The sequence below is a fragment of the Rhodoferax sp. RT4P68 genome, from assembly GCF_056521305.1.
This window is the reverse complement of the sequence record NZ_JBWMBB010000011.1, coordinates 100,389-120,229: the sequence shown is the minus strand read 5'-3', so window position 1 is coordinate 120,229 and position 19,841 is coordinate 100,389. Positions and strand designations below refer to the sequence as shown.

The window sequence follows — 19,841 nt, the reverse complement described above, 5'->3', positions numbered from 1 at the left end:
GGGAAGTGGAGCGGCCAGCCGCCCACGGTGACGGCTGCGCTCAGGCCGCAGGTGATGCCGCAGGTGATGCCGGCGCAGCCTTCTCGGCCTCGATGTCGGCAAACACGCGCGCTGCTGTCTTGAACGCGTCCAGCGCGGCGGGTGCGCCGCAATAGGCCCCGCAGTGCAGAAAGATCTCGCGCATCTCGTCGCGCGTGACGCCGTTGTTCAGCGCGCCGCGCACGTGAATGGCAAGTTCGGCGGGCCGGTTGATGGCCGTGAGGATGGCCAGGTTCAGCATGCTGCGCTGCTTCAGCGACAAGCCCGCGCGCGTCCAGACAGCCCCCCAGGCGTGCTCGGTCAGAAAGTCTTGCAGCGGGCCGGTGAACTCGTCCGCGCGTGCCAGCGCGGCATCGACATACGCGTCACCGAGCACCTGGCGCCGCACGGCCAGACCGGCCTCGTAGGTTTCACTTTTCATGGGGTGCGTGGTCCTTGTAGGGTGTGCGCCGTTGCTTCCCGAATGGAAACGCCAGGTCAGCAGATGTTCAACGGTGCATGGGCGTGCGTGCCGATTATGGGAAGCACGGGTGGTGTTGCGGCACTGTCTGCCGAAAATGCCTCGTTCCAATTTGGAAACAACGCCCGCAACCGCCATGGACCGCCTCGCCTGCCTGCACGTCTTCGCCGAAGTGGCACGCGCCACCAGCTTCACGCTGGCTGCGCACCGCCTGTCGATGTCACGCGCCAGCGTCAGCAAGCACATCGCCCAGCTCGAGCGCGATCTCGGCGCGCAGCTGCTGCAGCGCACCACCAAGCAGGTGGGGCTGACGGATGCCGGCCTGCGCGTGCTGGAGAACGGCGCCCTGCTGCTGGAGCGCTACGACGAGATCGTGGCCGACGTGCGCGACACCGTGACGGCCCCGCGCGGCGTGGTGCGCGTCAGCGCGCCGCAATCGTTCTGCACGCACCAGCTGCTGCCGCTGGTCACCGATTTCTCGCGCCAGCACCCGGACATCCAGATCGCGCTCCTCCATCGACGACGGCCGCTCGGCGCTGGTCTCCGACGGGCTGGATGTGATGGTGCGCATTGCCTCGGCTCTGGATGACGCCAGCCACGTCGCGCTGCCGCTGCTGACCGCGCCCCAGGTGCTGGTGGCATCGCCCGCCTACCTGCGGCGGGCCGGCCGGCCACGCAGCCTGCGCGACCTGGCGCGGCACAACTGCCTGGTGCACACCATCAAGTCGCCGACCGGCATCTGGCGCTTCGGCGGCACCGGGGCCGATGAGATCGCCGTGCGCGTGCGCGGCAGCCTGTGCGCGAACTTCGGTGACGTGCTGCACCAGGCGGCGCTGCGCGGAGAAGGCTTGTCGGTGCATCCGGTCTACATGGTCGAGCACGACCTGCGCGCCGGCCGGCTGGAGCAGGTACTGCCCGATACACCGCCGCGCCCGCTGGATGTCGTCGCGCTGTATTCATCGCGGCGGCATCTGCCGGGGCGCGTGCGGTTGCTGCTGGAGCATTTGCAAGCGTGGGCGCGGACGCCGCCGGCCTGGGCTGCGCCATACCGGCCGTGACCTCGCAGCGGCGCATCGCTGCGGCGGGTGCTGCACCACCACGACGGCGCCTGTCCGGCCGCCAACGAGTTTATTTGATCGATTTCTGCACTAAAGTTTTTATTGGTTCAGTCGAAAATATGGACTAATCGCCCTCCTCAGAGGAACCCCAACAGCACAACAACAACACAACGCGTAACCCCGGATTCAAAGCTTTGCATTCCCGTTCAGCCCGCGCTTTGCGCCGCATGGCCCACAAGACGGCCGCATCCGTCACGTTGGCGTTTCTCACGTTCTGTGCCGCCGCACAGCCCACTGATCCGATGCTCGACCAGGCGCGTGCGCTGATGGCGGCGGGCCAGCCGCAGGCCGCCTTTCGCCTGCTGGAGCCGGTCGAGCCACAGCGCGCCGGCGATCCGCACTACAGCTACCTGCTGGGCATCGCCGCGCTGGACGCAGGACAGCCCACGCGCGCCATCTTTGCGCTGGAACGCGTGGTCGCGTTGACGCCCGACAACAACCTCGCGCGCGCCGAGTTGGCGCGGGCCTACCTGGCCGCCGGTGAGCCGGCGAACGCCCGCGCCGAGCTGCGCACGGCGCGGCGCGGTCAGATGCCGGCCGAGGCCGCTGCGGCGATCGACCGCGTGCTGGGCGCCATCGAACCCGAGGTGACCGACACCGCCGCCAGCATCTGGCGGGGCCATGTGGAAGCCTTCCTTGGCCACGACAGCAACGTCAACAGCGCCACGGCCGCTGGGCAGTTCGCGCTGCCTGCGTTCGGCGGCATCGTCTTCAACCTGGCGCCCGAAAACCAGCAGCGTGGCGACACGTTCGCCGGCCTGGGCGCAGGCGTGGGCCTGCGGCTGCCACTGACCGCCGCCTGGGAACTCGATGCGTCCGTGAACACGCGCGGCACCTACCACCGCAATGTCGAGCAGATGGACAACCGCCACGTGGACGCCAGCGCAGGTGTTTCATACACCACGGGGGCGAGCCGCTTTTCCGCAGCATTGCAGACAACGCAGTACGACATCGACCAGCGCCGCTATCGCCGCGCATCCGGCGCCACCGTGCAGTGGCAATACACGCTGGACAAGCGCTCGCAGCTCAGCGTCTTCGCGCAGCAGAGCCGGCTGGCCTACGCGCAGGACAACGCCCGCGATGCCGACCGCACCGTGGTGGGAGCAGGTTATGCGCGCGCGTTCCATGACGGCCGCCAGGTCGCCTACGCCAGTCTGTACCACGCCGACGAGAAGGCCCGCGGCACCGGCTTTGACAACTACGGCCACCGCGCGCTGGGCGTTCGCGTGGGCGCCGAGGCCATGGTCGGCACCGGCAAGGTGGTCTTTGCCGCCTTGCAGTACGAGCGCCGCCGCCACGGCGGCACCGAGCCATTCTTCGATACCCGCCGCGAAGACCGGCAGCTCGACTTCACGGCCGGTGTGCATTTCACGCCCTCGCCGCTGTGGCGCATCTCCCCGCAACTGTCCTTTGCACGCGCCGACTCCAATGTCGTGCTGTATGCCTACCGCCGTGTCGTCTGGCAGCTGGCCGTGCGCCGGGAGTTCAATTGAAGCCGCGCTCCATCCTCTGCCCATCGAGCCTGTCCGCCACGCGGCCACTGGCGCAAGCCATTGAAACCACCATCATGAACATGCCACGCCACCCGAACGCCACTGCATGGCGTCGGCTTCCGCAGCTGAGCGCGATCGGCCTTGCCCTCGCGATCACCGGATACGCCCATGCGCAATCCACGCCATCCGCAACGGTCATCTTCGCCACGGCCGGCGCCAGCGTGGTGCAGGCGGACGGGAAGCGCCGCGCCGCCGCACAAGGCATGACGCTGTCCTCCGGTGACACCATCGAAACCGGCAGCGGCGGTGTGCAGCTGCGCATGGTCGATGGCGGCATGATCTCGCTGCATCCGGGCTCGGCCCTGCGCCTGGACGAATACCACATGGGCGCTGCCGGTGGCGCTGGCGCCAAAGGCTTCATGAGCCTGCTCAAGGGCGGCCTGCGCACCGTGAGTGGATTGATCGGCAAGGCCCGCCCCGACGACTACCGGATGGAAACTCCGGTCGGCCTGATCGGCATCCGCGGCACGGAATACACCGCGGTGCTGCGCGACGGCCTCACGGTCAATGTGGCCGGGGGCCGCGTGGCGCTGTGCAATGACACCGGGTGCAGCGACGTCGCACGCGGCATGTCGGCGTTTGCCGCCAGCCGCACGGCCCAGCCCGTCATGTCGAAACTGGTCTCCACCGTGGTGCCGGCCACCACGAGTGCTGCCGCGCCGGCGCCGGCGCAGGAGACCGCTTCGGCCGATGCCGCCGCCCAGCCTGCCACGCCCACGGTGGTCGCCACCGCATCGTCGGCCGTCGTGCGCTCTGCTGGGGAGCAGGTGCAGACGTACTTGCAGAGTCTGGTCGCCCCGGATGCCGATGCCGGCCAGCCGAATCAGCCAACGCCTCCAGGTGACGTCGCCGTTGTGGCGCCGGCGCCAGCCCCAGGCAGTTTCTCGCCGCCGACTGGCGCTCCGGCCCCCGCGCCGATCGATCCGCCACCTGCGCCACCGGCAGCCGGGCCAGGCGCGCCGTCGCCGTCGCCGTCGCCGTCGCCGTCGCCGTCGCCGTCGCCTTCACCTTCACCTTCACCCTCACCTGCACCTGCGCCCGCAACTGGGACTGCACCTGCACCCGCACCTGCGCCTGGGCCGTCTCCTTCTCCTTCTCCGGCACCCTCCCCCGCGCCAGGCCCGGCTCCAGCCCCGAGCCCCGCCCCAGCGCCAGGCCCCACGCCGGCGCCACCACCGCTGGTCGAAACTCCAATGCCGTCGAGCCTGGGCACGGTCATGGCGGTCACCAGCGACCGCAACGGCGATACGGAAGCACTGACAGCGGTGGGCCACCGCAAATTCACCGGAACGCAGCTGACCGAAGTGCGGGAACGCGAGGGGTCTGGAACAAGGTTTCTGAGCGACGGCAAGACGACGCAGACGCACTCGGACGGCAACATCGCGTGGGGCCGCTGGACGGATGGCAGGCACGACATCGGCCCGAATGACGATGACGACGATGATGACGACGACGACGATGACGACGACAGGGGTGGCGAGGGCCAGACGCGCGCCCTTCACTACTTCACCTTCTCGGGCACGCCCTCGCTCCCGGTGGTGAAGACGTTCAACTCGTTCGGCTCGACCGCCACGACCATCACCTCGACCCGTGGGCAGTTGGTGGCCACGGGCGTGGAGAACGCAGCGGGTGGAAGCCTGCGGGTCACGTTCCCCGGCACCTCGGGCGGCTTCGCATCGTTCGCGCTGACGGTGCCGGTCTCCAGCCAGACCTTCTCCTTGACCGGCACCGCGCAGCAGACGGGCACCTACGGCTTCGCGGGCGCCGCATCGATCGCCAGCACCGGCGCCGGCTGCGCCAGTGTCTGCCGAGGCGCGCTCGGCAACGGGGCCGCCGTGCGCGGCCTGGTGGGCGGGGCCGGCAGCTCGCGTGCCGGGCTGCTCTATGGGTTCAGCAGCAGCCTGGGCGTGGTGACTGGCGCCATGGTCTTCAAGCCATGAGGGCCAGTCGTTTGCCCGCTCGCTGGTAACGCAGCGTGTTGGCGCGCACAACGTCTCGCCCCGACGGGCCCGTGGGGATGCGCGGGCCGCAGAGCCCGGCCTCGCGCCCGTCGTGACTTCGCCGCGCCGCCGCCACTGGCGCACCGCAGCGCAGGCGGCCGGCTGGCTGGTCCTGCTGCTGCTGGCCGCTGCTGTTCTGCTGGCGGACCCGCCGTGGCTGCGCACCCTGCGCCACGCAGTGTTCGATCAGTACCAGCGCTGGCAGCCGCGGGTGTGGCAAGACACGGCGGTGCGCATCATCGATGTGGACGAGGAGAGCCTGGCGCGCATCGGCCAGTGGCCGTGGCCGCGCACCACCATGGCCCAACTGGCCATGCAGGCCACGGCCGCCAAGGCGGCGGCGCTGGGCTTCGACGTCGTGTTCGCCGAGCCCGACAGGACATCACCGGCAGCGGCCGCAGGCAACGGGCAGGTGTCGCCGACCCAGTGCGCCATCACCGATGTGCGGCCCGACCACGACACGGTGTTTGCGCAGGCCATGACCGGCGGCGGCGTGGTGCTGGGCTTCGCACTGCGGCCGACGCCAGCACCATCGGCACCGCCCGGCGCCACCGCCCCCGCATCGCTGCCTGCCCAGGCCCGGTTCGTGGTGCTCGGCCCACCGGCGGCCCCCTTCCTGCGGGATTTCGCAAGCACGATCGGCCCGGTCCAGCCATTGGCCGACCATGCCGCCGGGCTGGGCGCCCTGGCGTTCCTGCCAGACTCGGACGGCGTCGTGCGCCGGGTGCCCCTGCTGCTGCGGGTCGGCGACCAGTTGCTGCCCAGCCTGGTCACCGAGATGCTGCGCGTGGCACAGCGCCAGCGCAACATCACCGTGCTGACCGAGGCCGATGGCGTGCAGGAGGTCCGCGTCGGCGGTCACGCCATTGCGACGACGCAGACCGCCGAGCTGTGGGTCCACTACGCGCCGCCAGCGCCTGCGCGCACCATCCCGGCGTGGAAGCTGCTGCAAGGCCAGGTACCGGCCAGCGAACTGGAAGGCCGGCTGCTGCTGGTGGGCAGCTCCGCGCAAGGCCTGCTGGATCTGCGCTTCGGCACCCAGGGCCATGTGGTGCCGGGCGTGGAAATCCACGCCCAGGCGATGGAGCAGATCCTGACCGATGGCCTGCTGTCCAGGCCGGCATGGGCGCAGGCCGTCGAGGCCCTGACCTTGCTGCTGGGCGGCATCGCGGTCGGCGCACTGGCCCTGACCACCAGGCCGGCCGTCGCCAGTGCGGCAGCGGCTGCCGTGCTGGGCACCATCGGCGCCACCTCGTGGTGGGCGTTCACCGACCATCGCCTGCTGCTCGATCCGCTGACACCCGCGCTCGGCATCATCGGCGCCTTCATCGTGCCGACCTTGCTGCGCCACCACACCAGCGAGAAGCGCCGCCGATGGGTCTCGCAAGCGTTCTCGCGCTATGTCTCACCCAACCTGGTGGCGCACATCGTCCAGCACCCAGAGCAGCTGGCGCTGGGTGGCCAACGGCAGCACTGCACCTTCATCTTCTCGGACCTCGCGGGGTTCACCGGCCTCATGGAACGCATCGATCCGAGCGAGGCTGTGGGGCTGTTGAACGACTACCTGGACGGCATGATCGCCGTGGCCTTCAAGCACCAGGGCACGCTGGACCGCATCGTCGGCGACGGCATCGCCATCATGTTCTCGGCCCCCATTCCCCAGCCCGACCACCGCGAGCGGGCCGTCGGCTGCGCCATGGAACTGCAGCGCTTTGCGACCGCCTTCGCCCTCAAGCAGCAGGCCAGCGGCGTGCCGTTCGGCCACACCCGCATCGGCGTGCACAGCGGCGAGGTGATCGTCGGCAATTTCGGCGGCAAGACGATCTTCGACTACCGCGCGCTGGGGGACCCGGTGAACACCGCGTCGCGGCTGGAGAGTTCGAACAAGAGCCTGGGCACGCGACTGTGCGTGTCCGAAGATGTGCTCGTCGCCTGCCCGGCGATGGCGGTGCGCTGCGTGGGACGGTTGATCTTCAAGGGCAAGACCAAACCGCTGAAGGTGTTCCAGCCCGCGCATGACGGGCTGGATCTGCCGGTCGATGCGCCAGCGCTGGAGCGTTACGCGCAGGCGTATGCGTTGATGGCGTCGGAGCAGCCCGAGGCCTTGGCTGCCTTCGAGGAGTTGGCGCAAAGCGAACCGAAGGAGCCGTTGGTGCAATTTCATCTGGAGCGCCTGCGCCGCGGCGAGCGGGGCGACGTGATTACCCTGGTCGACAAATAGCGTCGGCGTGCCGCGCCAGAGCGTCGCTGCAGCGCGCTGCACACGCGGGCTTTCGCCTGCGATCAGACGCCGCACGGAACGGACAGCAGAATCGGGGCATGCCCCAGCTTTCATCCACTCGCCCGTGCCCCGCCGTCAGCCTCACCGGCCCGTCCCCGGCATGAGGGCCGTAGCCTGGTGGCGGTGGGCGGTCGGCGCGATGGCGCTGCTGCTGACTGCGGTGGGCGTCGCCAAGCTGGAGCGGCTGCGGGAGGGCATCACGGTCCAGACGATGCGCCTCGGCCAGACGCCGGTCACGGTCTGGCGCCCTGCAGGCACTGCAGCACCGGCGCCGGTGGTGCTGATCGCGCATGGCTTTGCCGGCTCTCAGCAACTGATGCAGCCCTTTGCGCTGACGCTGGCACGCAACGGCTTCGTCGCCGTCACGTTCGATTTGCCGGGCCATGGCCGCAACCCGTCGCCGATGCGGGGCGGCCTCGCCGACCAGGACGCGAGCCAGCGCACGCTGATGGCCTCCATGGCCGACATGGGCGCGTTCGCCGCCAGCCTGGCGGGCGCCCAAGGGCGCTATGCCGTGCTCGGGCATTCGATGGCGTCGGACATCATCGTGCGCCACGCGCAGGCCCACCCCGCGGTTCAGGCCAGCGTCGGCATCTCGCTCTTTGCGCCGAGCATCGTGGCCGACACACCACCCGACAGCCCGCGCAACCTGCTCGTCGTCAGCGGTGCGCTGGAGCCGCAGATGATGGCCAACGAGGCGCTGCGCGTGGTCGGCCGCGTAGCGGGTGCACAGGCCAGGCTCGACACCACCTACGGCCAGTTCGCCGACGGCACGGCACGGCGCGCCACGCTCTCGCCCGGCGTGGAGCACATCGGCGTGCTCTACAGCGCGCACACGCAGGCCCAGACGCTGGCCTGGCTGAACGCCGCCTTCGGCCGCCTGGGTACGCAGCAGCCCTTCATCGATGCGCGCGCTGCGTCGCTCGGGCTGCTGCTGCTTGGCTTGGTGGCACTGGCCTGGCCCTTGGCGGGCTGGCTGCCGCGTGTGGCTGCGCCAGGGCCGGCGACCGATGCAGCCAGCACGGCGCCCGCGCGCCGGCGCTGGTGGGGCCGGCGCGGCCAGGCGGTGCTGACCGTGGCGCCGGCCGTGCTGGTGCCGCTGGTGCTGTGGAAGCTGCCCACCGACGTACTGCCCATTCTGCTGGGCGACTACCTGCTGCTGCACTTCGCGCTGTACGGGCTGCTCACCCTGGGCGGCTTGTGGCTGCTGGGCTGGCGGCCAGCGGCCCGACCGGGCTCGCAGCGTGCGGCCCTCGCCATGGCCACACTGATGACCACGGCCTATGCGCTGCTCGCCGTGGGTGTGCCGCTGGACCGCTACGTCTTCAACCTGTGGCCCGAGGCGGTGCGGGTGCCGCTGGTATTGGCGCTGTGCGCGGGCACGCTGCCGTACTTCCTGGCCGACGAGTGGCTGACGCGGGGGCGCGCGGCGCCCACGGGCGCCTACTTCGCGAGCAAGCTCGCCTTCCTGTTATCGCTCGTGCTGGCGATCGCGCTGAACCCGGGGCGGCTGTTCTTCCTGGCGATCATCGTGCCGGCCATCCTGCTGCTGTTCGTGGTCTATGGGCTGTTCAGCCGCTGGGCACACGCCCGCACGGCGAGCCCGGTGGTGGCCGCGATCGCCAACGCGCTGGCCTTCGCCTGGTTCATCGCGCTGACCTTCCCGCTGGTGGCCTGACGTCGGGCCGGCTCCGGTGGCGCGGATGTGGCGGGCAGCACGCTCGCCAACCCCCAGTCGTCAGGCCGACGTCACGGCGCGGCCGTGGGTCAGGTCACCATGACCGGCCAGAAGGCCGTCGATCGAGATGTCTTCATCCAGCGCTTCCCAGTGAATGCCGCGCGGACTGAGTTCGAACTGGGCCCGCTGTTCCGGCGTGGCCGCCAGCAGCCGAGGGAACCATGCCAGAGGCACGGCAATGACCCGGCCATCGTCCAGGTGCACCCCCATGCTGTCGTCGTCAAAACGCACTGCATCAGCCGAAGTACTCATCCCAAGTCCTTTCGATCATTTCGTGGTTGGCTCGCGCCACTTCGACCAGCTCGCGCAGCGTTCGGCATCGACACATTCCAATCCGAAGGCGATGCAAGCAATCAGAACGTCTTCCCAAACAGAAAATTCCATAAAGGAAAAAGAAAGAAGACGTACAAGCTACACGACCCGAGGAACTGGAACATCATCCAGTTGTCAACCGGAGCAACAAGGCCAGTGAGTGTGACAAGCCAGTAGCCTCCTCCCACAACCCACACAGTGAGAAAGCATGCAAACCCGGTGGGGTTGTGAATCAGAACGTATTGAAAAGCCTTCTTCATAGGACACGTCCATGTCATTCGGGGCTTCGTTAATCGTCCACCTCACGCAAACAACCCCTTGTACTGCTCCCGCAGCAGATTCTTCTGCACCTTCCCCATCGTGTTGCGCGGCAGCTCGCCCACCACGAAGCAGCGCTTGGGAATCTTGAAGTTGGCCAGCTGCGCCTTGAGCTGCGCCAGCAGCGCATCGCCATCGACCGCCGCGCCCGGCCGGGCGATCAGCACGGCGACGCCGACCTCGCCGAAGTCCGGGTGCGGCACGCCGACCACGGCGCTTTCGGCCACGCCCGGCATGTCGTTCAGGAAGCCTTCGATCTCGGCCGGATAGACGTTGTAGCCGCCGCTGATGATCAGGTCCTTGCTGCGGCCGACGATGGTGACGTAGCCGTCGGCATCGATACGGCCCACGTCGCCAGTCTTGAAGAAACCATCCGCTGTGAACTCTTCGGCCGTCTTCTCGGGCATGCGCCAGTAGCCCTGGAACACATTCGGCCCGCGCACCTGGATGCCGCCGATCTCGCCACGCGGCACGGCCTGGCCGGCATCGTTCACCACCCGGAGGTCCACGCCCGGCAACGGGAAGCCAACCGTGCCGCCGCGCCGCTCACCGTCTTCGGCGCGGCAGGGGTTGGACGTGAGCATGGCCGTCTCGCTCATGCCGTAGCGCTCCAGAATGGTGTGGCCGGTGCGGGCCTGCCAGTCCTTGAAGGTCTCGATCAGCAAGGGCGCCGAGCCCGAGATGAACAGGCGCATGTTGCGCACGGCCTGCTGGTTCAAGGCCGTCTCGGCCAGCATGCGCACATACAGCGTGGGCACGCCCATGAAGACAGTGGCCTCGGGCAGCCGCGCGATCACGGCCTTGGGGTCGAAGCGCGAGAACCACAGCATCTTGCTGCCGTTCAGCAGCGCGCCGTGCAGCGCCACGAACAGACCGTGCACATGGAAGATGGGCAGCGCGTGCACCAGCACGTCGCCCTTCTCCCAGCCCCAGTAATCCTTGAGCACCTGGGCGTTGCTGAGCAGGTTGCGGTGGCTCAGCATCGCGCCCTTGCTGCGCCCCGTCGTACCGCTGGTGTAGAGGATGGCGGCCAGCTCGTCCGGCCCGCGCTGTGCAGGCTCGTGCTGGTCACTGCAGTGCGCGGCGCGCTGCAGCAGCGTGCCGTCGCGGTCGTCGCCCAGCGTGAAAACGTGCTGCGTTCCGCTCTGGAAGGCGATCTTGCTGACCCAGCCGAAATTGGCCGGGCTGCAGACCACCACGGCCGGCTCGGCGTTGCCGATGAAGTAGCCGATCTCGGCGCTCTGATAGGCGGTGTTGAGCGGCAGAAAGACGTGGCCGGCGCGCAGCACGGCCAGGTACAGCAGCACGGCTTCGACCGATTTCTCGACCTGCACGGCGATGCGCGATGCGGGCGGCAAGTCCAGCCCGTCGAGCAGGTTGGCAATCATGGCGCTGGCGCGCTCCAGGTCGCGCCAGCTGTAGGTCATCGACGCGCCGGCGTCGATGGCCACGGCGTCCAGATCGGTGGGGAAAGCCGCGCGCAGCGCGACGAAGAGGTTGTGGTTGTGGTGGTCGGTGTTCATCTCAGGTTCCCTCGGCGCTGCATCCAGTGGCCCCGCAGCTGGCCCTGCGCCAGGGCACCCGCGGAACTGGCTCTGCCAGGCCGCTGGGTGCGTCCCCCTCGCGCAGCAGAGGGAGGTTGGCGAAGCGCGCAGCGCGAAGACTGGGGGGTTAGTCTAATTTTGCTCCCGAGGCTTTGACCACGGCCGCCCAGCGCTGGATTTCCCCACGGACGAAGCTGCCGAACTGTGCGGACGTCAGGGTGCCGAAGTCCGCCCCGTTGCTGGCCCACACGGCCTTGATCTCATCGGCCGCGCCCGCGCGGTTGACCTCTTCGACGATGCGGGCCTGGATGTCCGCCGGCGTTCCCTTGGGCGCCCACAGCCCGTACCAGGTGGTCACGGTGTAGTCGGGCAAGCCCACTTCGGCGGCGCAGGGCACGTCGGGCAGCGAGGGGTTGCGCTTGGTGCCCGAGACCATCAGCGGCTTGATGCGGCCACCCTTGATGTGCGCCGCCGACGAACCCAGGCCGTCGAACATCACGTCCACGTTACCGGCGATCAAGTCCTGCAGCGCCGGGCCCGCGCCGCGGTAGGGGATGTGCGTGATGAAGGTCTTGGTCTGCTGCTTGAACAGCTCGCCGGCCAGGTGGTGCGAGGTGCCCGCGCCGGCCGATGCGTAGTTGAACTTGGCCGGGCTGCGCTTGACCAGATCGAGGAAGGCGCGGATGTCGTTCACCGGCACGCGCTTGGGGTTGACCACCACCACCTGCGGCACGTTGGCCAGCAGCGCCAGCGGCACGAAGTCCTTCTCCAGGTCGTAGTCGAGCTTGGGGTACATCGAGGGCGCAATCGCGTGGTGCACTGCCCCCATGAACAGCGTGTAGCCGTCCGGCTGCGCGCGCGCGGCGATGCTGGCGCCCACGGTGCCGCCGGCGCCGCCCTTGTTGTCGATGACCAGCGTCTTGCCGGTCAACTTGGAGAATTGCGCCGCCAGCGGACGGGCAAACGCATCGGTGCCGCCGCCGGCCGGAAACGGCACGACGACCGTGACGGGTTTGGTGGGCCAGCCCGATTGGGCGAAGGCCCAGGGGCTGGCGCAAGCGGCGCTGGTGGCGGCTGCAATGCGCAAGATGTCACGGCGGTTGTGGATCACGGGTGTTGTCTCCTTGGAGGCGGTTGTCGAATCGTCGAATGCGCAATGTCAGCGCCTGCTGCTGGGGAACGTGGGCACGGTGGCCACGGGTCGGTGTGATGTCTCGCTCCAGTTCGTTCTTGTGGTGTCGTCGCGCGGGGCCGCGCCTTGTAGCGCCTTGCGGGCAGCGCCTGCGCGCTAGAGCAACAGTCGCTCGATCTCGGACGCCAGCGGGATGCGGCCTGCTGCCGTCATGGCGCGGTGCTTGTCCAGCCGGCGCAGATCGTACAGATAGTTGACCATCACTCCGCAGGCCTGCTTGAGGCCCTTGGCCGATGGGTCGCCCGCCCAGTTCAGCCGCTCGATGCGTGCGCCGTTGCCCAGGTGGAAGCGGGCCACCGGGTCCAGCGGCCGGCCGTCGGCCAGCTCGCGGCCCAGGTACTGCGCGGCGCAGCGCAACAGAAAGCGGCGCAGCGGTGCGGATTCGTCCAGAACCAGCGCGCGCTCGGCACCGGCCAGCACATGCTCGGCCTGCACCGGGTTGGCGCCCAGCGCGCTGGCCAGCGCGGTGCGCTCTTTGGCGGGCAGGCGCTCCAGCATGGTGGCGGCGTTCTTGGCCAGCCAGCCGCGAAACCCGGGGATCGGCGACAGCGTGGCGAACTGCTTGAGCTTGGGGAATTCTTCGCGCAGCGTCTCCACCACGCGCTTGATCAGCGAGTCGCCGAAGCTCACCCCGCGCAGGCCGGTCTGCGTGTTGCTGATGGAATAGAAGATGGCCGTCGTGGCCTTGGTGCGGTCGTACACGGCAGCATGCTCGTCCAGCAGCGGCGTGATGCCGGCGGCCAGGTGGTCGATCAGCGCCACCTCGACGAAGATCAGCGGCTCACTCGGCATGCGCGGGTGGAAGAAGCCGTAGCAGCGCCGGTCGCTGTCGAGGCGGTTCTTCACGTCGGCCCAGCTGCGGATGTCGTGCACGGCTTCATAACGGATCAGCTTCTCGATCAACGAGGCCGGCGAATCCCAGCTGATGCGCCGCAGCTCCAGAAAGCCGACATCGAACCAGGTGGTGAACAGCGCTTCGAGCTCGGCGTCCAGCGGCAGCAGGCGGCGGTCGGCCTTGAGCTCGCGCAGCAGCTCGGCCCGCAGCTCGACCAGGAAGCCCAGGCCCTGCGCGTCGGCCACGAAGCGCTGCAGCATGCGCGTGCGCGGCGAGACAAAGGCGCTGCGCAGCCGGATCTCGGCGGCGCCCTGCTCCGGCGTGCCGTGCACGGCGTCGTAGTGCTCGCGCGCGGCGCGCACCTCGTCGGCGTCTGGGGCGAACTGCTCGACCACCAGCAGCCACAGGTCGCGCCTCTCGGCGGGCGTGGCCGCCGCATACCAGCCCATCACTTCGCGCGCGCGCCGGCCGGCCTCGACCTCGCTCACATGCGGATCGACCACCGCCTGCAGCTGCGCCAGCAGCCGGCGCAGTGCGCTCGGCGTCAGCGCCTCGGGGTCGCGCCGCAGCGTGGCCTGCAGGCGGGCCTGCAGACTGCGCGGCGCGCTCGGCGTGCGGTCGTCCACCTTGCCGGCCTTGGGTGTGGGCAGCAGCCGGGCCAGGCTGCGTGGGATCCAGTCGGAAGCGTTCATGGGCATGACTTGTAACACCGTCACCCCGACCTCTGCTGCCAGCCGCAGCGCGGGCCAGGCGGGTCGAGGGCTTTCGCCATGGCGCGCGTGCGGAACTGCGTTGGGGCCAAGGTGTGACGCCACAATCGCCGCTCGTTCCCCTCACCGACAACCCCCATGCCCATCGCCCACGACCTGCCCCCGCTCGCTGAGCTCGCCACCCGCGTGGCCACCTTGCTGCGTGCGCGCGGCGAGACGGTGGCCGTGTCCGAATCGTCGGCCGGCGGATTGGTCTCGGCCGCGCTGCTGGCCATCCCCGGCGCGTCGGCGTACTTCCTCGGCGGTGCGGTCGTCTATTCGCGCCGTGCGGGCCGCGCACTGCTGGGCATGACGGCTGCGGACATGGCCGGGCTGCGCGCCGAGACCGAGCCGTACGCGTTGCTGGTGGCGGGCAAGATGCGCGACAGTCACCGCGCGGTGTGGGGGCTGGGCGAAAGCGGCGCGGCCGGTCCATCTGGCAGCCCGTATGGCGACCCGGCCGGGCGCGCATGCCTGGCGGTGGTGGGGGCGACGGCGCTCACCCGCGTGGTGGAAACAGGGCTGACCGATCGGCCCGTGAACATGGACTTGTTCGCGCGGGCGCTGCTGCAGTTGTTCGTGGAGTGTCTGGAGCAGGCGGAGACTGCAGCCCCGCGCTGAGTTGCGGCCATCCGCGATGATGGGCCGCAGCCCCCTCTGCCCGACCCCCTGACGTGAGCCGGCGAGGGGGCAAGAGCAACGGCTGCCGCCTCAGACCGTCCCCCTCGCGGGTGGGCGTAGAGGGGCAGCGGCCTCAGCGCCCCGTGGCCGGCGCTGCGCCCGTCGCGCTTGCGCCCAGCTGCTCGCGCAGGATGCGGCGGATTTCCACGATCGCCAGCGGGTGTTCCTGCACGCTGTGCTGCGACGGCAGCACGCGCTCCGTCACCGCGCCCGGCAGGTGCGCACTGGCGTAGGGCACCACGCCATCACTGCTGACCGGCAACGCGAGCGCCGGGTCGGCCTGGCCCAGGATGGAGTGGTAGCGCACGCGCGGCGAGATCGGCAGCGCGGCGGCGGCGCGCACGAACGGGTCACCATCGCTCAGGTTGTCGATGCTGTTGGGGATGCGCTGCGGCCCCTGCTCGGCCGCCCCGTCGCCGTCTTGCGCCGGCCGCACGAACAGCCCGCGCATGTCGGCCACCTGCTCCAGCATGGTCAGTGGCAGCGTCACCAGGTTGGCGATGCGGCGTGAGAACCGGTTGTCCGCAAACGGTGTGCCCCGGTGCGGCGCGGCGATGAAGATGGCGCGCGTGACCTGGGGCAGTGGCTCGAAGGCAATGTACGGGTCCAGCCGCTGGTGCTGGCCCGCAGCATCGCGCTGCAGCAGCGTCGGCGGCAGCGCCTGCCACAGGCGGTCACCGGCCGACGAGACCAGCAGCCGCGCCAGCACGCCGCCCATGCTGTGCCCCACCAGCACCATGTCGCGCGAAGCCTGGGTGGCGCCCTGCGGGTCGAAGTGCGCCAGCGTCTGCTGCAGCGCCTCGCGGATGGCGCGCTGGTTCAGCGGCAGCGGCGCATTGGTCGGGTAGTAGACCTGCCAGATCTGGTAGGTCTGGCGCAGCTGCGCATCGCCCAGCACCTCGTTGGCCACATTGACCCAGGCCTCGGGGCTGCTGGCCAGCCCATGCAGCATGACGATGGTGCGCCGGCTCGGGTCGTAGGGCTGCATCAGCTGAATGCGCGGGCGCACGATGCCGTCCGACAGACCGAATAGCGTGCGCAGCGACTGCACGGCAAAGCCCGAGCGCGCCAGCCACAGCCCATAGCCGGCCGTGAAATTGGCGGCCAGCGGCACGTTGACGCCGGCCAGGTCGACCTGGTCGCTGCGGTGCGGGTCGAACAGCAGCACGTGCACGTCGCGCGTGGCCATCACCTCGGCCAGCGTGGCACCGTCGAAGCGCAGCAGCGCCGTGATCACCGGGAAGCGGCTCTCGTCGAACGGCTGTGCATCGGCCTGGGCCTCAGGGGCCGGTGGCATCACGGCGATCAGCTCGGCGCCGAAGCCATCGCGCCGGTAGGTGTTGCGCAGACCGGAGAAACGCAGCGAAGAGGCCGGGATCAGCTCGTCAGGCAGCGCCGCGTTGCGCGGCAGGCGCAGCGCATCGGCCCGGCTGCCGACGCGCCAGCCCACCACTTCCACGGGCGTACCGGGGCTCTCGGGCACCGGGCCGCTGCGGTAGCGGTGGAACAGCCGCGTGACGGTCTGCTGCACCGCGTAGTTGTAGTAGTCGCGCACCTGCGTCTGCCGGTCCTCGAACGCGCGCTGGCCCGGGCTGCGCGCGGTGTGGAACAGGTAGGCGTAGGCGTGGCGCGCGGTCTCCAGCCAGGCTTTCAGCGTGGCGTCGTCCGGCACCAGCGGCTGGCCGGGGACGGACTTGTCGATCGCCAGCGCCGCCTCCAGCCACAGCTCGGACAAGGCCGACAAACGCTGCTCTTCGGTGATGCCCTCGGCCAGGCGCAGCGTCTCGCGGCAGGCCAGCGTGTCTTCGCGGCAGCGGTCGATGCCGACCACCCTCAGCACCTCTTGCGCGGCGCTGCTCAGGCGCCCGCTGGTCAATGCATCGCCTCGCCGCTCGGCCAGGTAGCGCGCCGGCGAGATGGACGAGACGCTGACGCTGGCGCAGCCCTGCAGCAGCAGCAGGCCCAACGCGCACCACCACCAGCGCGCCGGCACGGCCGTCAGGCCTTCAAGAGGTCGAACAGCGTGCGCGCCACCACCTTGGTGGCGCGGCGCAGGTCGTCCAGCACGATGTGCTCGTCGGCGCGCTTGGCGTTCGATTCCAGCACCGTGCGCGGGCCGGCGCCATAGATGACGGCCGGGATGCCGCGCTCGCTGAACAAGCGTGCGTCGGTGTACAGCGGCGTGCCGGATGCTTCCACCGGCTCGCCGAACAGATCGGTCGCGTGGCGGCACAGCGAATCGACCAGCGGTGCATTGCCCGCCAGCGGCGCCATGGAGCGGGCCAGCAGCAGGCGCTTGACCTCCACCGTGATGCCGTCCTGCCCCGCTGCCGCGTTGGTGATTATCGCGCGCAGGCCGGCTTCCACCGCCTCCGGGTCTTCCTCGGGAATCATGCGGCGGTCCACCTTCAGCACGACCTTGCCCGGCACCACGTTCGTATTGGTGCCGCCGTTGATCTGGCCGACATTGATGTAGCCGGAATTGATGCCCTTGACCGCGCTCTTGGTCTGCTGGAGCACCCCGTTCTCGGCGTACAGCGCGGTCAGGATGCGGTTGGCCGCCTGCAGCGCGTCGACGGCGGTCTCGGGCACAGCCGCGTGGCCCATCTTGCCGTGCACCGTCACTTCCAGCTGCAGGCAGCCGTTGTGCGCGGTGACGACCTGGTAGCTGAAGCCGGCCGCGATTTCCAGATCGGGCTTGGTCAGTCCCTTGTCCAGCAGCCACAGCGGGCCGAGTTCGCCGCCGAACTCTTCGTCGTAGGTGAACAGCAGGTCGACGCCACCGGCCAACGGCACGCCGGCCGCCTCCAGCGCCCGCACCGCGAAGCTGAAGGTGGAGAAGTCGCACTTGCTGACAGCCGAGGCACGGCCGTACAGCTTGCCGCCTTCCACCTCGCCGCCATAGGGGTCGTGCGTCCAGCCATCGCCGGGGGGCACGACATCGCCATGCGCGTTCAGTGCGACCACGCGGCCGCCCTTGCCGTAGCGGCGCTGCACCACCAGGTTGGTGATCGATTCCAGGCCGTGCGCCTGCACTGTGGCAAACGGCACTTCATGCGCCTGCGCGTCGAAGCCGAAAGCCTTCAGCAGCGCAGCCGTGCGCAGCGCGTGCGGCGTGTTGTTGCCAGGGGGCGTGTCGGTCGGCACCTGCACCAGGGCCTGCAGGAAGCGGACCTGCTCGTCGAAATGCGCATCGACCCATTGGTCCAGCGCGTCATAGGTGGTGTTGCTCATCGTGGTTCGCTCGCGAGTTGGTCGAGAAGGGTCTGGAACGCGCGCACGCACAGTTCCATGTCGTGGTTGGTGGTCGATTCCAGCGGGTTGTGGCTGATGCCGGCGTTCTCGCCGCGCACGAACAGCATGGCCTGCGGCATCAGTTCGTGCAGCTTCATGGCGTCGTGCCCGGCCCCGCTGGGCATGCGGTAGAGCGGCAAGCCCTGGGCCTGCACGGCTTGCTCCCACCGGTGCTGCCAGCCGGCGGCGCTGGGCGCGGCGGATGCGCGCATGGTCTCTTCGACCGTGTGGTGCACGCCGCGGCGTTCGCAGATCGCCTGCAACTCGGCCAGCACATCGCGCTCGCAGGCGTCACGCGCCTCGTTGGTGGTCGCGCGGATGTCCAGGCTGAACTTGCAGCGGCCCGGCACGACGTTGATGGAGCCGCTGGGAACTTCGAGCATGCCGACGGTGGCCACGAGATGCGGCTCGCTGCCGCCACGCTTTTCCATGAACAGCACCAGTTCGGCCACAGCCGCCGCTGCATCGCGCCGACGGTCCATCGGCGTGGTGCCGGCGTGGCTGGCCATGCCGACGACCTCGCCCACGTAGCGCACGCTGCCGTTGATGGAGGTGACGATGCCCAGCGGCAGGTCGAGCTCGTTGAGCACCGGCCCCTGCTCGATGTGCACCTCGACGAAGCCCTGGTACTTGCTCGCATCACGCTTGAGGCTGGCGATGTCTTCGATGCGCAGGCCGGCGTGGCGGATGGCCTCGCCCATGGTGATGCCGTCGGCATCTTTCTGGTCCAGCCACGCCATGTCGAAATCGCCCGTCAGCGCGCCCGAGCCCAGGAACACGGCCTTGTAGCGCTGGCCTTCTTCTTCCGCGAAGCCCACGACCTCGAAACCGAACGGCAGGCGTCGCTTGGCGCGGTGCAGCTCGCGCACGCAGGCCATGGGGGCGAGGATGCCCAGGCGGCCGTCGTACTTGCCGCCGTTGCGCACGGTGTCGTAATGGCTGCCGGTCAACAGGCGCGGCACTTCTTGCCCGCCACTGTGGTCGCTGCCGTGGTAGAGGCCGACCACGTTGCCCACGGCGTCGATCGACACCTCGTCGAAGCCGCAGTCATCGCGCATCCAGGCGGCCAGCTGCGCAGCGCAGGCGCGGTGCGCATCGGTCAGGTAGGTGACGGTCAACTCGCCACGTTCGGCATAGCCCGGGTCGCTGTGCGCGGCCAGTTGCTCGGCCCAGTCCCACACCAGGTTGCCCAGCGTAGGCGCGGCAGCGAACTTGTCGTCCAAGCGGATCTCGGCGATGCGGTGGATGCAACGCAGCGCCTCGGCGAATTCGTAGTCGGGGTGGTTCTGCAGCCGGCGCTGCACGGTGGCGATGATGTGCTGCTTGTTCAAGCCCGTGCCGCGCGGCCCGCGCACCGGCAGGATGAACGGAAAGCCGAAGCGCGCGATGTAGGCCAGGTTCAGCTGGCTGATCAGCGCCAGCTCGTCGGGCGTGCAGTTGGTCAGCCCGGCCTTGCCCTGCTCGTTCGTCGACTCGGCCGTCAGCGTGTTGCTGGCCATGGCCTTGCCGGCCAGCTCGGGGTGGGCGCGGATCAGCGCCAGTTGCGGCTCACGCCCGGCATCGCGCACGGCCTGTGCCAGCGCGTGCTTGAGCGCCGCCAGCGAGGCGAACGGCCGCGCCGGCCAGGCCGCCTCGGCAACCCAGGGCGAGTGTTCGTAGGTGCCGTCCAGCAGCGCCGTGAAGTCGGCTTGCGTGGCTGCGTTCAGCTGCTCCAAGGTCAGTGGCAT

Annotated in this window: 15 protein-coding genes; 7 read left to right on the top strand and 8 right to left on the bottom strand. The window is 69.4% G+C overall.

Features of this window, described 5'->3' with window-relative positions; all coding sequences use genetic code 11:
- Positions 1-40 precede the first annotated feature (40 nt).
- The gene (locus tag AC099J_RS22240; protein WP_479617473.1) at positions 41-460 is read right to left on the bottom strand and encodes a carboxymuconolactone decarboxylase family protein; all 420 of its coding nucleotides are present in this window, start codon (positions 458-460) and stop codon (positions 41-43) included.
- A 175-nt stretch (positions 461-635) separates the two neighbouring features.
- Here AC099J_RS22240 and AC099J_RS22235 point away from each other — a divergent pair, with 175 nt between their 5' ends.
- The 6 genes from AC099J_RS22235 (at position 636) to AC099J_RS22210 (ending at position 9,129) form a co-directional block, all read left to right on the top strand.
- A complete protein-coding gene (locus AC099J_RS22235; RefSeq protein ID WP_479617472.1) occupies positions 636-1,088 on the top strand; it encodes a LysR family transcriptional regulator in 453 nt (150 codons plus the stop codon).
- Positions 1,060-1,557 (top strand): substrate binding domain-containing protein, encoded by a 498-nt coding sequence (locus AC099J_RS22230; RefSeq protein ID WP_479617471.1) that lies wholly within the window; start codon positions 1,060-1,062, stop codon positions 1,555-1,557. Before AC099J_RS22235 ends, AC099J_RS22230 begins: the two co-directional genes overlap by 29 nt.
- 227 nt (positions 1,558-1,784) lie before the next feature.
- Positions 1,785-3,110, top strand: coding sequence for a surface lipoprotein assembly modifier (locus AC099J_RS22225; protein ID WP_479617470.1), 1,326 nt, complete (start codon positions 1,785-1,787; stop codon positions 3,108-3,110).
- Positions 3,111-3,184: 74 nt separating this feature from the next.
- Entirely contained in the window at positions 3,185-5,110 is a 1,926-nt protein-coding gene (locus AC099J_RS22220) for a FecR family protein (RefSeq protein ID WP_479617469.1), read from the top strand.
- A gap of 112 nt (positions 5,111-5,222) precedes the next feature.
- Positions 5,223-7,391 carry a CHASE2 domain-containing protein gene (locus AC099J_RS22215; protein ID WP_479617468.1) on the top strand — a complete coding sequence of 723 codons (2,169 nt, stop codon included), beginning with the start codon at positions 5,223-5,225 and terminating at the stop codon, positions 7,389-7,391.
- A 160-nt stretch (positions 7,392-7,551) separates the two neighbouring features.
- Positions 7,552-9,129 (top strand): alpha/beta hydrolase, encoded by a 1,578-nt coding sequence (locus AC099J_RS22210; protein ID WP_479617467.1) that lies wholly within the window; start codon positions 7,552-7,554, stop codon positions 9,127-9,129.
- 60 nt (positions 9,130-9,189) lie between these two features.
- Here AC099J_RS22210 and AC099J_RS22205 read toward each other — a convergent pair whose 3' ends face one another.
- From AC099J_RS22205 to AC099J_RS22190, 4 genes are all read right to left on the bottom strand, one after another.
- The gene (locus AC099J_RS22205) at positions 9,190-9,420 is read right to left on the bottom strand and encodes a DUF2442 domain-containing protein (RefSeq protein ID WP_479617466.1); all 231 of its coding nucleotides are present in this window, start codon (positions 9,418-9,420) and stop codon (positions 9,190-9,192) included.
- A 383-nt stretch (positions 9,421-9,803) separates the two neighbouring features.
- Positions 9,804-11,342, bottom strand: coding sequence for a malonate--CoA ligase (locus AC099J_RS22200; RefSeq protein ID WP_479617465.1), 1,539 nt, complete (start codon positions 11,340-11,342; stop codon positions 9,804-9,806).
- 148 nt (positions 11,343-11,490) lie between these two features.
- Entirely contained in the window at positions 11,491-12,474 is a 984-nt protein-coding gene (locus AC099J_RS22195; RefSeq protein WP_479617464.1) for a Bug family tripartite tricarboxylate transporter substrate binding protein, read from the bottom strand.
- 177 nt (positions 12,475-12,651) lie between these two features.
- The gene (locus AC099J_RS22190) at positions 12,652-14,082 is read right to left on the bottom strand and encodes a malonyl-CoA decarboxylase (protein ID WP_479617463.1); all 1,431 of its coding nucleotides are present in this window, start codon (positions 14,080-14,082) and stop codon (positions 12,652-12,654) included.
- 156 nt (positions 14,083-14,238) lie between these two features.
- Between AC099J_RS22190 and AC099J_RS22185 the strand changes: the two genes are divergently transcribed.
- Positions 14,239-14,760, top strand: coding sequence for a CinA family protein (locus AC099J_RS22185; protein ID WP_479617462.1), 522 nt, complete (start codon positions 14,239-14,241; stop codon positions 14,758-14,760).
- A gap of 133 nt (positions 14,761-14,893) precedes the next feature.
- Here AC099J_RS22185 and AC099J_RS22180 read toward each other — a convergent pair whose 3' ends face one another.
- The 3 genes from AC099J_RS22180 to uraD are packed head-to-tail and all read right to left on the bottom strand — an operon-like array spanning position 14,894 to position 19,841.
- Positions 14,894-16,813 carry an esterase/lipase family protein gene (locus tag AC099J_RS22180; RefSeq protein ID WP_479617461.1) on the bottom strand — a complete coding sequence of 640 codons (1,920 nt, stop codon included), beginning with the start codon at positions 16,811-16,813 and terminating at the stop codon, positions 14,894-14,896.
- Positions 16,814-16,818: 5 nt separating this feature from the next.
- Positions 16,819-18,054, bottom strand: a complete 1,236-nt coding sequence (locus tag AC099J_RS22175) for a M20/M25/M40 family metallo-hydrolase (protein WP_479617460.1) — start codon at positions 18,052-18,054, stop codon at positions 16,819-16,821.
- Positions 18,051-19,841 carry a 2-oxo-4-hydroxy-4-carboxy-5-ureidoimidazoline decarboxylase gene (uraD, locus tag AC099J_RS22170; protein ID WP_479617459.1) on the bottom strand — a complete coding sequence of 597 codons (1,791 nt, stop codon included), beginning with the start codon at positions 19,839-19,841 and terminating at the stop codon, positions 18,051-18,053. Before uraD ends, AC099J_RS22175 begins: the two co-directional genes overlap by 4 nt.

What these genes read in the sequence shown, in the direction of transcription:
- uraD (WP_479617459.1), bottom strand. Translation starts at nt 19,841, where the DNA reads ATGCCACTGACCTTGGAGCAGCTGAACGCAGCCACGCAAGCCGACTTC.
- AC099J_RS22200 (WP_479617465.1), bottom strand. Translation starts at nt 11,342, where the DNA reads ATGAACACCGACCACCACAACCACAACCTCTTCGTCGCGCTGCGCGCG.
- AC099J_RS22220 (WP_479617469.1), top strand. Translation starts at nt 3,185, where the DNA reads ATGAACATGCCACGCCACCCGAACGCCACTGCATGGCGTCGGCTTCCG.
- AC099J_RS22235 (WP_479617472.1), top strand. Translation starts at nt 636, where the DNA reads ATGGACCGCCTCGCCTGCCTGCACGTCTTCGCCGAAGTGGCACGCGCC.
- AC099J_RS22230 (WP_479617471.1), top strand. Translation starts at nt 1,060, where the DNA reads ATGGTGCGCATTGCCTCGGCTCTGGATGACGCCAGCCACGTCGCGCTG.
- AC099J_RS22240 (WP_479617473.1), bottom strand. Translation starts at nt 460, where the DNA reads ATGAAAAGTGAAACCTACGAGGCCGGTCTGGCCGTGCGGCGCCAGGTG.
- AC099J_RS22175 (WP_479617460.1), bottom strand. Translation starts at nt 18,054, where the DNA reads ATGAGCAACACCACCTATGACGCGCTGGACCAATGGGTCGATGCGCAT.
- AC099J_RS22185 (WP_479617462.1), top strand. Translation starts at nt 14,239, where the DNA reads ATGCCCATCGCCCACGACCTGCCCCCGCTCGCTGAGCTCGCCACCCGC.
- AC099J_RS22190 (WP_479617463.1), bottom strand. Translation starts at nt 14,082, where the DNA reads ATGAACGCTTCCGACTGGATCCCACGCAGCCTGGCCCGGCTGCTGCCC.
- AC099J_RS22225 (WP_479617470.1), top strand. Translation starts at nt 1,785, where the DNA reads ATGGCCCACAAGACGGCCGCATCCGTCACGTTGGCGTTTCTCACGTTC.
- AC099J_RS22210 (WP_479617467.1), top strand. Translation starts at nt 7,552, where the DNA reads ATGAGGGCCGTAGCCTGGTGGCGGTGGGCGGTCGGCGCGATGGCGCTG.